This window comes from Sporosalibacterium faouarense, from assembly GCF_016765695.1.
In the GTDB taxonomy this organism is placed as follows: Bacteria; Bacillota; Clostridia; order Tissierellales; family VENL01; genus Sporosalibacterium; species Sporosalibacterium faouarense.
In genome coordinates this window covers 1-11,856 of the sequence record NZ_JAETGO010000049.1, presented here as the reverse complement: position 1 = coordinate 11,856, position 11,856 = coordinate 1, and the positions used below count along the sequence as shown (strand labels likewise).

Genomic DNA, 11,856 nt, shown 5'->3' with positions numbered 1-11,856 from the left:
AATATGAAATTATATAAGGATATTGTAAATAATAAAAAGAAAATTGCAGTAGTAGGGCTTGGTTATGTTGGAATGCCAATAGCGGTTGCATTTGCTAAAAAAGTTAATGTTATTGGATTCGATTTAAATAAAAAGAAGATCGACTTGTATAAATCTGGAATTGACCCAACAAATGAAGTTGGAAATGATGAGATTAAGAAAACGGCTGTTGAATTTACTTCCGATGAAACAAAACTTAAAGAAGCAAAATTTCATATTGTAGCAGTACCAACACCGATTAATTCAGATAAGACACCAGATCTTTCACCAGTAGAAGGAGCAAGCAGAATAGTTGGTCGAAACTTAACTAAAGGTTCTATTGTTGTCTACGAATCAACTGTCTATCCAGGTGTAACGGAAGATATATGTGTTCCTATATTAGAGCAGGAATCTGGTTTAAAGTGTGGAGTAGATTTTAAAATAGGATATTCACCTGAACGTATTAATCCTGGAGATAAGATGCATAGGCTTGAAAATATTATTAAAATTGTATCAGGTATGGATGATGAGAGCCTTCATGAAATTGCTAGAATTTATGAGTTAGTTATAGAAGTAGGTGTTCATAAAGCCGGATCTATAAAGGTTGCAGAAGCTGCAAAAGTAGTTGAAAATAGCCAGCGTGATATTAACATTGCTTTCATGAATGAGTTAGCAATGGTATTTGATCGAATGGGAATAGATACTAAAGAAGTAGTTGAAGCAATGAATACAAAATGGAACGCACTTGGCTTCACTCCAGGTCTTGTTGGTGGACATTGTATAGGTGTAGACCCTTATTATTTTGTTTATGAAGCTGAAAAACTAGGTTATCATAGTCAAATCATCTTATCGGGAAGAAAAATTAATGACGGTATGGGTAAGTTCGTGGCAGATGTAATAATCAAAAAATTGATATTAGCAAACAAAGTAGTAAGACAAGCTAAAGTTGTTGTTCTAGGTTTAACATTCAAAGAAAACACGCCAGATACTAGAAACACTAGAGTAATAGATATTATTCACAGTCTTAAAGAGTATGGTATTGAACCTATCGTAGTCGATCCAGAGGCTGATGCTGATGAAGCAAAACATGAATATGGTATTAATATGGTAGATATTAAGGAAATAAATGATGCTGATTGCTTGGTACTAGCAGTAGCTCATGATACCTTTAAACAAATGAGTTGGGAAGATATTGATAACTTATACGGAGATTTTGAGAATCATGAGAAGGTGCTTATTGATGTTAAAAGTATTTTGGATAGGAAACATATTGAAGAAAAAGGTTATCACTATTGGAGATTATAATAAGTATTCTTTTATATTATGGGTATTTCGGAAAAACTGAACTAACAGTTCAATAATATGGTAATTATAACTCTTAAAATATGATACCATGGTTACCAAATGTAGCAATGAAATCCACACGAAATGGGTTTCTCGGTGCGAAATTTTAGTAGACTATTACTAATTATCAAGAGGATTTTATAAAAAACTACATCAGGACAAACTGTGGAAATTTCGTATTTAATTTCATATATACTGCATTACTTGAGATTGTTATAAAATATTATTGATAATTAATGATTATATATTTGCTATTTTGAATGTAATAAGTAATTGTTACTATAACAATAGAACTTTAAAATAATACAATTTTGAACGAAAATAATAAAGATATTCACGTATCAATCTCATTGATTCATATATTTTAATCTTGAGTCAATAATTATGAAATGAGGAATCATATGAATAAAATAAGACCGAAAATAAAATATGACGAATTTGATGATAGGAAGATTAGTGTAGCATTGGTAGCCCCTTTTGTTATATTGACCTTGCAGTATTTTTTGTTGATAAATTTAGGGGTGATAGGCACGAGTGGAGCTACTGGAATTCAATTTTTCTCAAAGCTTTTGGTGGGAGTGTCGTTTATATATACACTTCCAAGCGTGATTAGGAGAAGTTCGTTTAAGTTAATTATTGTATATCTAGTCAGTATAATAATCTTTGGAGTACATTATTTGATGTATCCTGAAAACCAAATTTATATGAGAAGTTTAATAATTCCAATTTTTTTAATGAGCCTACCGATGTTTGTGTTCAGCATGAGTATTAGGAATCTTAAAATATTTAAAATTATTATGATTAAATCTTCATTTATAATATTCCTAGCGGGTATTATATTGGGGATACAGTCACTTGGAGGAAGCGCAAATGTTGGTACTTATAGCGGACCATTGGCAAACTACATGTTAATACCAACGATAGTTTTTTTAAATCAACTAATTGATAGGTTTAATATAAAGAGTTTATTAATAACTACTCTTTCTATACTGGTGATTTTAATACTAGGATCAAGAGGTGCGATTCTTGGTATTGTATTTTTTATATTTATGAAATTCTTATTAAGTCATAAAGTTGGGAGTTATAAAAAGCTTTTTATATATTTTAGCGCAATATTTGTAGCTATGATTAGTGCGATAAATTTTGACAAAATTATATCTAGAATTTTTCAATTTTTAAGTGACAGGGGAATATATAGCAGAACTATATATTTGTTCATGCAGGATAACATTCACTTAAGTGGTAGGAATTATATATATAGAACAGTGATTAATGAAATAGTTCAGAACCCGATCATTGGCTTTGGTATTGCTGGTGATCGTAGAGTATTAAACGGAGATGCAGTATACGCTCACAACATTATATTGGAAATATTAGGAAATTTTGGAATCCCAATAGGTTTTATTCTTCTAGTGATGATTATTTTATTGATAACTAAGACCATAATTAAGAGAAAAACTCTGAGAAGTGAAATCACACTTATATGGCTCAGCCTAGGGTTTATTCACTTAATGGTTAGTAGTTCATATTTAATCGAAATGAAATTTTGGATTTTAATGGGATTGATAATTGGTAGTATTAGAAGTTGTAAGTTCACTTCAACAGCTAGGTGTGATGATAAGACTTTAAATAAGCATATTCTAAAATAGTAATTCGGAGGAATTTTTTTGCAAAATTCAAGTAAAACAGTAAAATCAATTATAATAATGATATTATTTAGTATAGGCAGCAAATTGCTTGGATTTATCCGAGAGATGTTAATTGCCGCAAAATTCGGATCTGGTATCGAAACAGACACTTTTTTCATAGCTCTAGCTGCTACCGGTCTTTTTACTTCTATGTTTACTCAATCTTTAAACACTACTCTAATTCCGATATTGTCCGATATAGAGAGGAATAAAGGAACTGAAGGTAAGAAGGAGTATATTAATAATTTACTAAATATTGTAATTCTAATTTCAGTATTACTGGTCCTATTTGGGTGGTCTTTTTCACCTATAATTATTAGACTTCTAGCGCATGGTTTTGAAGGGAAGCAATTTGATTTAGCAGTTAATATGATGAGAATTGGTATGCCCGTAATTATTTTTTCTGGAATAGTTGGGATTTATAGAGGATATTTGCAAAGTGAATCAATGTTTATTGAATCATCAGTCTCAGAGTTCCCTTTTAATTTAACCTATATTATGTTTCTTATATTCTTATCTTCTCTATTAGGTATAAAAGGGTTGATGATTACCAGTGTATTAGCAGTGTTTTCACAAATATTAATTCAATTTCCATCTATTAAGAAATTGAAATATAGTTATGAATTTAGGTTGAACTTCAAAGATCCAAATATAAAGAGAATATTATATTTAGTGTTGCCAGTTTTAGTCAGCGTTGCTGTAAATGATCTCAATAAAATAGTAGATAGATCTTTGGCATCAACGCTTGTAGAAGGAAGTATATCAGCTCTAAATTATTCTGCTCGGTTAAATAGTATTGTATTAGCTGTCTTCATAACTGCTATTGCAACAGTTTTATTCCCATTGCTTTCTAAAGCGGCTGGTTATAAAACTTACGATGCTTTTAAAAGACTAGTAGGAAATGGTGTGAATATAGTATTAATAATAACAATACCTACTACTATAGGCATAATAATATTAGCAAGACCTATGGTAGAATTAATATTTGAAAGAGGTGCTTTTGATTTGACAGCAACTCGGATGACTTCACAAGCACTTATATTTTATTCATTGGGACTAGTAGGTATGGCATTAAGAACTTTTATGGAAAGAGCCTATTATTCTTTGCAGGACACTAAGACTCCTATGCTGAATGGCTTTGTTGCTGTGGGATTAAATATTATTTTAAATTTCACTTTGATTGGACCTATGAAATATACTGGCTTAGCATTAGCTACATCGATTTCGACTACATTAACTACTGTCTACTTGTTCTATGGATTGAGAAAGAAGGTTGGGCCATTAGGTTTTTCAAATATATTTAGATGTGGCTTCAAGTCATTGCTATCTTCTTTTATCATGGCTATAATTGTATACTTTAGCTATTATTCTTTTGTTGAAAGATTTTCAGATAGTAAAACAATTGAGTTTATTATTCTATCATTATCTATTGCACTAGGCGCTATAGTATATTTAATAACACTGTACTTATTTCAAGTGGAAGAGATGGTCTGGTTCTTTAGTTTATTTAAGAAGAAGTTTGGTGGGAAATCTGCGTAAGAGTGTCTACTAAATTTACCTGAAACTAAGATAATTAGAAATTAATGATAAGGGATCATATACTAGGAATGTAAGTTCAGTAATTTATAATTTTAATGCTTACAGCTTCGGTTAAATTGCTAACTGTCGTTATCTTATTACTCTTGCATAAGTGCTAGTAACTTAGTGTCTTTGGTTAGTTGATGTAAACATGATATATACTCAATAAATGCAGACATCTAAATATCCAAGAACACTATGCTACTTTTTCATCAAGTAATCTTGATAGCTTTTGCCACTTTAGCAGTTTAAGAGACAGAAATTTGTTTAAATATGTAAACAATTAAATCAGTAATGGACACTAAGAAGTCACATAGAAGGCAAGTGAAAAGATAGCCTTATTGTCAAAAGTAAATTTTGATACAGGAGAACTGATTCCTTGAATGGTGGTGAGAGATATCTTGTAAGAGACTCATTGACTTGCTATACATAGATATTAATTACTGAGCATAAAGTTAATGTTGGTAAAGGATACATGAACTACTTGGATTGCAATATTGTTGTCAGAATGCTTTAAGTAAGAATTTCATTTAGTATTTCTGAATTGTAGGGCGCTAATCATCTGGATCCAGATGATTAGCGAGTATATTATTATTTGATGAACTGGGGATGCACTAATGTAGTGAGATAGCGAAACACAACTTTGATCATTTTGATTAATATGAATATAGCCTCAATAAAATATATGAGGATACTGAGTATATATATTTCAATGGATCGTTATTTGAAGACTATGAAGACACAAAAATAGCTTTGTTAGAAAAAATTCTAGGTACTATAGAGAGTAATAGAGCACTTGGTCAAAATGTAAGAAAGTATAGATAAAATGAAGCTAGTGAGAGATACAATTGGACTTGGAGGAGTATCCTAAAATGGGGGATCAAGTGTTGCAGCTGAAATTTCCATCTTTAAGGAAGAAAGCAAGTCGGAGAATACTTTTTTTACTAAAAAATTTTATTGCTACAATGGCTCCAGTGTTATAAATCATTAGAGTTGGATCCGTAGCTTGAAATAAAAGAGAAAAACAACTTATTAATAATGATACACAATATCTTAGGTATAATAAACACTCACTATGTACATCAAAAAGATTTGTATATACAAATTATTGCGTAAAGAGCTTTATAGGAATTGAACCACTTACAATATTATACTTTAGGATTTGGATTAATAAGGGAATGTTTAAGAGAAAAAAATATGATTAAGATGTTAAAGGAAGAGAGGAACTGCGCCAAAGCAGTAGATAAAAATGAAAAGTAGAAATAAATTTGTTATTATAATTTATTGGTTAGCAGTATTTCTTTGGATGCTACTAATTTTCAATATGTCTTCTAAAGTTGCAGAAGAATCTAATAAACTAAGTAAAGGTATAACAGAAATTGTTATAGAAAAAGTTGATTCAATTAATCCAGATAATAAGTTTGATGTAGATAGTTTAAATCACATTATCAGAAAGAATGCGCACTTTTTTTCATACTTGGTTCTTGGGGTATTGGTAATAAATGCCCTTAGGAGAAGTGGAGCGTCTAGTTATAAAAGTATAATATTATCACTTGCTATTTGTATTACTTATGCAATAAGTGATGAGTTTCATCAGGCTTTTGTTCCTGGGAGAGGACCACAAATTAAAGATGTCTTTATTGATAGTTTTGGTGCAACTATAGGAGTTAGTATTTATTTGATAATCAATAGATTAATGACTAAAAGGATTATTAACAGATAAAGTTAATAATCCTTTCGTTATATGATGATAGACCTAGTGTAATATGATATAATAATTATTGTAAAAAATATTATCAACTAAGAAAGATATAATGAGCAAAAATGGAATAAGTAATAATAAGATTAAGATTACTAAGAAGTAATGGAATTTTTATTTGGTAAAATGGGGGATTCAATATGCAAAAGAAAATGAGAACGCTATATTTAATTCTAATTGACATAGTATTAATTAATTTGGCATTCTGTATTGCCTTTTATTTAAGGTTTGATGGTAACATAGATATGTATTACTTTAATCACTACTTAGATAACATCATTGTTATAACAATATTAAAAATCATAGTTTTCAACTATTTCAAACTATATAAAAGCTTATGGGAATATGCCAGTGTTGAGGAATTGGGACAGATTGTAATAGGATCTATAGTTGCTAACACAGCTGTTATAAGCTACTTATTTATCCAACAGGTACATTTACCTAGGAGTATATATATACTAGTCACAATGTTAGATATATTCTTAATTGGAGGTATGCGTTTTAGCTATAGGGCTCTTAGAAAAGTAAAGAAGTCTGACTTAGTTAGAAAAGATGAAAAAAGAGTTATGATTATAGGTGGCGGAGATGCAGGAGCCATGGTCATAAAAGAGCTAAAGAATCATACTGAACTAAGAAGTAAACCTGTAGCCATAATTGATGATAATATGAAAAAGGAAGGACAGAATATAAATGGAGTACCTGTATTAGGGCAAAGGTACGATATTATGAGCGTTGCTATTAAGAAAAAGATTGATGAAATAATAATTGCTATTCCTTCGGCTACTAGAAAAGAGATAAGGGTAATAGTTGAAGAATGTAAAAGAACAAAATGTAAGCTTAAAATACTTCCTGGTATGTTTGAGCTTATAGATGGTAAGGTTAGTATACAGAAAATTAGAGAGGTACAGATTGAAGACTTATTAGGTAGAGATGAAGTCAAGTTAAATACAGCAGAGATAAGTGAATATCTTGAAGATAAAGTCGTCATGGTAACTGGAGGAGGAGGCTCTATAGGGTCTGAGCTCTGTAGACAGATTGCTAAATTTAGTCCTTCTAAGCTAATAATTCTAGATATTTATGAAAATAATGCATATAATCTTCAAAATGAGCTTAAGAGAAAATACAAAGATTTAAAACTAGAGGCAGTTATAGCATCTGTAAGGGAAAAGAATAGAATTGAAGATGTGATGTATAGATTTAAGCCCGATGTTGTTTTTCATGCAGCTGCCCACAAACATGTTCCTTTAATGGAAGCTAATCCTTCTGAAGCTATAAAGAACAATGTCCTAGGGACACTGAACGTTGTACAGGCATCTGACAAGTATGGTGTAAAGAGATTTGTAATGATATCTACAGATAAGGCTGTGAATCCTACGAATGTTATGGGAGCAACTAAAAGAATATGTGAAATGGTTATTCAATCTATAGATAAGAGAAGTGAAACTGAGTTTGTAGCTGTAAGATTTGGGAATGTATTAGGGAGTAATGGTAGTGTTATACCTCTATTTAAAAAGCAAATAGAAGAAGGTGGACCTGTTACTGTTACCCATGAAGATATTATTAGATATTTTATGACAATACCTGAAGCAGCACAGCTAGTTATTCAAGCAGGTGCCATTGCTCGAGGTGGAGAGATATTTGTTCTTGATATGGGAGAGCCCGTTAAGATAATGGACTTAGCTAGAGATTTAATAAAACTATCTGGATTTGAGCCAGAGGTTGAAATTCCAATAGAGATTACAGGATTAAGGCCTGGAGAAAAACTGTTTGAAGAGCTATTACTGGACGAAGAAGGAATGGAATCAACAATTTATGAGAAGATTTTCATCGGAAAACCTATATTTGTTGATTATGATTTCTTAACTCAATCTTTAAATAAATTAAGAGAAATAGCAGAGAACGGTAGAGATAATGAAATAAGGAAGATGCTTATTCAGCTAGTCCCTACATATACTCCTGAAAAGACTTGTGATGAGGAAATAAAGGAGCCTGAGAACTTAGATGGTATAGCTGCAACGAGCAATGCATGATAGATAAGCTTACTAATTTATAATTAAAAACAATGCTGATATAAATAATGGTATAGAAATAGTTTATAGTGACTATTACTATGCCATTAATTGTATAGAGTTAAAAACAAATCATTAGATTAGTTATATAGATTTCTTGAAATATATAGTGATCCGAAGCATCTGGAACATGAAAAAGTAAAAGAATGGGCTGATAGTATAGCTTTCAGGAAATATGATCTTGACTGGATTAATAAAATATTGAAGGGGATTAACTATAAAAGAAGTTGTCTATATAATAGTTTTAGTAATTTGGAAGAAAGTTGCAAATACGGATATATATACAAACGAAAATGACAGTATGAATTATTCTCAATTGCTATTCTCAAATACATTACGGAGAAACTCCATCTACTTGGTAGAGTTACTATGGAGACGCCTTTTGGACATCAAATCTATGTATATGATAAAGAGAGGACCATTTGTAACTGTTTAAAAAGGAAAGAGCAACTGGATACTGACTTAGTTAATGAAGCAGTAAAAAGATATATGAAAACTCCTGGAGCAGATTATGCTAAGTTAATTAAATATGCTGAGCTTTTTAATTGATATCAACCTTGAAAGTTAAATTATTGCATTTTAAATGAATACATGATATAATTCCACTAAATACCCGCAGTGCGATGCTGAATGCGGATGCTGAGGTGAAGATATGATAAATAAAGATGTTCTATATAATGAGTTTAATAGGCAAGGTGGAGTTCTAAAGACATCAGAACTAGAAGCGATAGGATTTTCAAACTATAAAATTAAAAAGCTTCTTGAGGAAAATATTATTACAAAAATAAAGCACGGTTATTATGAAATATCAGATAATGATTATCCGGAAGAAACAATTATAGCGAGACTATTTCCTCAAGCAGTTATTTTTCTCGAAAGTGCACTTATGCACTATGGATATACAGATAGAATGCCATCAGCATGGCAAATAGCAGTTGATAGAGATAGTGGAACGAGTAAGTATAATATTGGTTATCCACTAATAGAGCCTTTTTATCTAGAACCAAAACTTTTGGAGATTGGAATAAATAAAATTGAAATAGAAGGTGTAACTGTAAAAATATTCGATCGTGATAGGACCTTATGTGATGTCTTGAGGCATGAAAGTAAACTAGAAAGAGAAGTATTTAGTAATGCAATTCAACGTTATGTAAAAGACCAAAAGAAAAATGTGAGAAAACTATTTGAATATAGCGAAGTATTCAATATTAAAAATAAAGTACAAACATATATAGGGGTGTGGTTGTAGTGGCTGATAGAGTATGTTATGCTGGTGTGGAATAGCTATTGCTCAAATTAATGTTCGTCTACAATTAGAAAAAAATATTATCAATAGTTTTTCGAGCATAATCGAAAAAAATAAAATAATAAGATGATAATTAAGTATAAACGGAAAAATTATGTTTAGGAATTGGAGTTTGAAAATCATTATCAGAAAAGATAGCAGAGGTTATAATTATCTGATTTGGAAAGAATAAAATATTACAAGAAAATATATTGTAGTAGAATTGTCTAGCAATGGATAATATCAACTTTATTATGGACATAAAGGTAACTAAGCTGTTAAAAAATGGGTTAGAGTCATTAATATCTTTAGAAGCTTACTAATTTATAATTAAAAACAATGCTGATATAAATAATGGTATAGAAATAGTGCCTAGGGCTATTACTATACTATTTTTTTCTTTCCTTGTTAATATATCACTTGCTTCATAATATCCATTATTTTTCTTTCTTTTACATAATTTTACTAGGGATTTAAAAAAAATCATAAAAAAACCACCTCCGTCTACAATTATATACTAATTTCGACATTATGAAAATGATAAAATAGGACTATATTACCACTTAATAAAGTATATACCAATAGTTTATGCTGGACTATAAGAATTATGCAATTTTTATTGATTGGTATTCGATATAAATAGTAAATATGGAGGTGAATCATATGGAAGAAATAGAATTACGTGAGTTAATGCAAATTATATGGAGAAAGGCTTGGCTTATTATTCTAATAACAGTTATAACAGTAGCTGCCAGTGGGGTAGTGAGTTTTTTTGTCCTTGAGTCACAGTATGAGACATACACTACTCTTATGATAGGACAACCTAATGGTAGTGAATATAAGTTAGATATAAATGAAGTTAGGTTAAATCAGAGCTTAGTTTCTACATATGGTGAAATTACAAAGAGCAGGATAGTTACAAATGAAGTAATAAATAATATGGGCTTGAATATGACACATAAAGATTTAATAAATATGATAAGTGTCAGTTCAGTGAAAGACACTGAGATAATTAAGATAAGTGTCAATGGAAGGGAGCCTGAGCTTATATCTAAAATTGCAGATGAGATTGCAGTGGTGTTAAAAAAACATATAGCAAATATAATGCATATAGAAAATATCCAAGTTATAGATAAAGCTGAAGTCCCTACAGCTCCAGTAAAGCCTAATCCTATTCTGAATATGGCTATAGCAGGAGTATTAGGTGGGATGATTAGTATATTTTTAGTATTTTTAATGGAATACATGGATAATACGGTTAAATCATCTAATGATATAGAAAAATATCTGGAATTACCTGTGATTGGAATGATACCAGAAACTAATGGATAAAATGTTCTTGTTATTTTGGTTGAGAGGATGAGAAATATAATGAACGATAGAAATGTAATAACACAAAAAAATCCTAAATCTCCTACAGCTGAAGCCTATAGGACCTTAAGGACTAATATTCAATTTTCAAATATTGATAAGGAAGTTAATACCATTGCTGTAACTAGTTCAGGTCCTTCCGAAGGTAAAAGTACTACTACAGCTAATCTTGCAGTAACTATGGCACAAACAGGAAAGAAGGTATTACTTATAGATTGTGATTTAAGAAAGCCTAGAATACATGAGCTATTTGGATTGTCAAATTTAAGGGGACTTACTAATATCTTGACTGAAGATATAGAGTTGGAACAAGCAATACAGAATACAGAAACAGATAATCTAGAAATATTATCATCGGGAATTATTCCGCCTAATCCATCTGAAATACTAGGTTCTCAAAAGATGGAGAAGTTTTTAAATAAATTAAAAGAAAGTTACGATGTTATTTTACTAGATACACCACCAGTAAATTTGGTAACGGATGCAGCTGTTTTAGCCAATAAGGTTGATGGGACCATTTTAGTTTGTGCAGTGGGACAGGCTTCGATAGAAGAAGCTAAAAATTCTAAAGCTTTATTAGAAAAAGTTAATGCAAATATTTTAGGAGTAGTACTAAATAAAGTGCCAATTAAGCAGAGTGGATATTATAGATATCAATATTCTTAATGCTTAAGCAAGTTGATCTTTTAATAAGACTCCCACTTCTATAAGTGGGAGAGAAGATTTCTCTTCAGGTGGAGTAGA

The 11,856-nt window shown here is 30.6% G+C and carries 11 protein-coding genes; 10 read left to right on the top strand and 1 reads right to left on the bottom strand.

The features are described 5' to 3' along the window. Nucleotides 1–3 precede the first annotated feature (3 nt). The 8 genes from JMO20_RS10550 to JMO20_RS10520 all read left to right on the top strand — a co-directional run bounded on the left by JMO20_RS10550 (nucleotide 4) and on the right by JMO20_RS10520 (nucleotide 9,705). Nucleotides 4–1,323, top strand: a complete 1,320-nt coding sequence (locus tag JMO20_RS10550) for a nucleotide sugar dehydrogenase (protein WP_202709631.1) — start codon at nucleotides 4–6, stop codon at nucleotides 1,321–1,323. A 440-nt stretch (nucleotides 1,324–1,763) separates the two neighbouring features. Next, nucleotides 1,764–3,011: an O-antigen ligase family protein gene (locus tag JMO20_RS10545; protein WP_202709630.1), complete on the top strand. Its 1,248-nt coding sequence runs from the start codon at nucleotides 1,764–1,766 to the stop codon at nucleotides 3,009–3,011. An 18-nt stretch (nucleotides 3,012–3,029) separates the two neighbouring features. Next, a complete protein-coding gene (murJ, locus tag JMO20_RS10540; protein WP_243414713.1) occupies nucleotides 3,030–4,589 on the top strand; it encodes a murein biosynthesis integral membrane protein MurJ in 1,560 nt (519 codons plus the stop codon). A 1,170-nt stretch (nucleotides 4,590–5,759) separates the two neighbouring features. After that, nucleotides 5,760–5,888: a hypothetical protein gene (locus tag JMO20_RS20380; RefSeq protein WP_279380105.1), complete on the top strand. Its 129-nt coding sequence runs from the start codon at nucleotides 5,760–5,762 to the stop codon at nucleotides 5,886–5,888. Continuing rightward, nucleotides 5,878–6,351: a VanZ family protein gene (locus JMO20_RS10535; RefSeq protein WP_202709629.1), complete on the top strand. Its 474-nt coding sequence runs from the start codon at nucleotides 5,878–5,880 to the stop codon at nucleotides 6,349–6,351. Before JMO20_RS20380 ends, JMO20_RS10535 begins: the two co-directional genes overlap by 11 nt. A gap of 176 nt (nucleotides 6,352–6,527) precedes the next feature. Further along, on the top strand, nucleotides 6,528–8,417 hold the full coding sequence (locus tag JMO20_RS10530; RefSeq protein WP_202709628.1) for a polysaccharide biosynthesis protein: 1,890 nt from the start codon (nucleotides 6,528–6,530) through the stop codon (nucleotides 8,415–8,417). Between the two features lie 408 nt (nucleotides 8,418–8,825). Further along, nucleotides 8,826–9,005 carry a hypothetical protein gene (locus tag JMO20_RS10525; RefSeq protein WP_202709627.1) on the top strand — a complete coding sequence of 60 codons (180 nt, stop codon included), beginning with the start codon at nucleotides 8,826–8,828 and terminating at the stop codon, nucleotides 9,003–9,005. Nucleotides 9,006–9,108: 103 nt separating this feature from the next. Continuing rightward, nucleotides 9,109–9,705: a type IV toxin-antitoxin system AbiEi family antitoxin domain-containing protein gene (locus JMO20_RS10520; protein WP_202709626.1), complete on the top strand. Its 597-nt coding sequence runs from the start codon at nucleotides 9,109–9,111 to the stop codon at nucleotides 9,703–9,705. Nucleotides 9,706–10,060: 355 nt separating this feature from the next. Here JMO20_RS10520 and JMO20_RS10515 read toward each other — a convergent pair whose 3' ends face one another. After that, a complete protein-coding gene (locus tag JMO20_RS10515; RefSeq protein ID WP_202709625.1) occupies nucleotides 10,061–10,228 on the bottom strand; it encodes a hypothetical protein in 168 nt (55 codons plus the stop codon). 176 nt (nucleotides 10,229–10,404) lie between these two features. On the opposite strand from JMO20_RS10515, the gene JMO20_RS10510 reads away from it, so the two are divergent. Both JMO20_RS10510 and JMO20_RS10505 read left to right on the top strand, forming a co-directional pair. Then, the gene (locus JMO20_RS10510; RefSeq protein WP_202709624.1) at nucleotides 10,405–11,073 is read left to right on the top strand and encodes a YveK family protein; all 669 of its coding nucleotides are present in this window, start codon (nucleotides 10,405–10,407) and stop codon (nucleotides 11,071–11,073) included. Between the two features lie 39 nt (nucleotides 11,074–11,112). Further along, nucleotides 11,113–11,778, top strand: coding sequence for a CpsD/CapB family tyrosine-protein kinase (locus JMO20_RS10505; protein ID WP_202709623.1), 666 nt, complete (start codon nucleotides 11,113–11,115; stop codon nucleotides 11,776–11,778). Nucleotides 11,779–11,856: the final 78 nt, after the last annotated feature.

Coding starts and splice junctions, on each gene's coding strand:
- JMO20_RS10550 (WP_202709631.1), top strand. CDS start 4: ATGAAATTATATAAGGATATTGTAAATAATAAAAAGAAAATTGCAGTA.
- JMO20_RS10545 (WP_202709630.1), top strand. CDS start 1,764: ATGAATAAAATAAGACCGAAAATAAAATATGACGAATTTGATGATAGG.
- JMO20_RS10535 (WP_202709629.1), top strand. CDS start 5,878: ATGAAAAGTAGAAATAAATTTGTTATTATAATTTATTGGTTAGCAGTA.
- JMO20_RS10530 (WP_202709628.1), top strand. CDS start 6,528: ATGCAAAAGAAAATGAGAACGCTATATTTAATTCTAATTGACATAGTA.
- JMO20_RS10525 (WP_202709627.1), top strand. CDS start 8,826: ATGGAGACGCCTTTTGGACATCAAATCTATGTATATGATAAAGAGAGG.
- JMO20_RS10520 (WP_202709626.1), top strand. CDS start 9,109: ATGATAAATAAAGATGTTCTATATAATGAGTTTAATAGGCAAGGTGGA.
- JMO20_RS10515 (WP_202709625.1), bottom strand. CDS start 10,228: ATGATTTTTTTTAAATCCCTAGTAAAATTATGTAAAAGAAAGAAAAAT.
- JMO20_RS10510 (WP_202709624.1), top strand. CDS start 10,405: ATGGAAGAAATAGAATTACGTGAGTTAATGCAAATTATATGGAGAAAG.
- JMO20_RS10505 (WP_202709623.1), top strand. CDS start 11,113: ATGAACGATAGAAATGTAATAACACAAAAAAATCCTAAATCTCCTACA.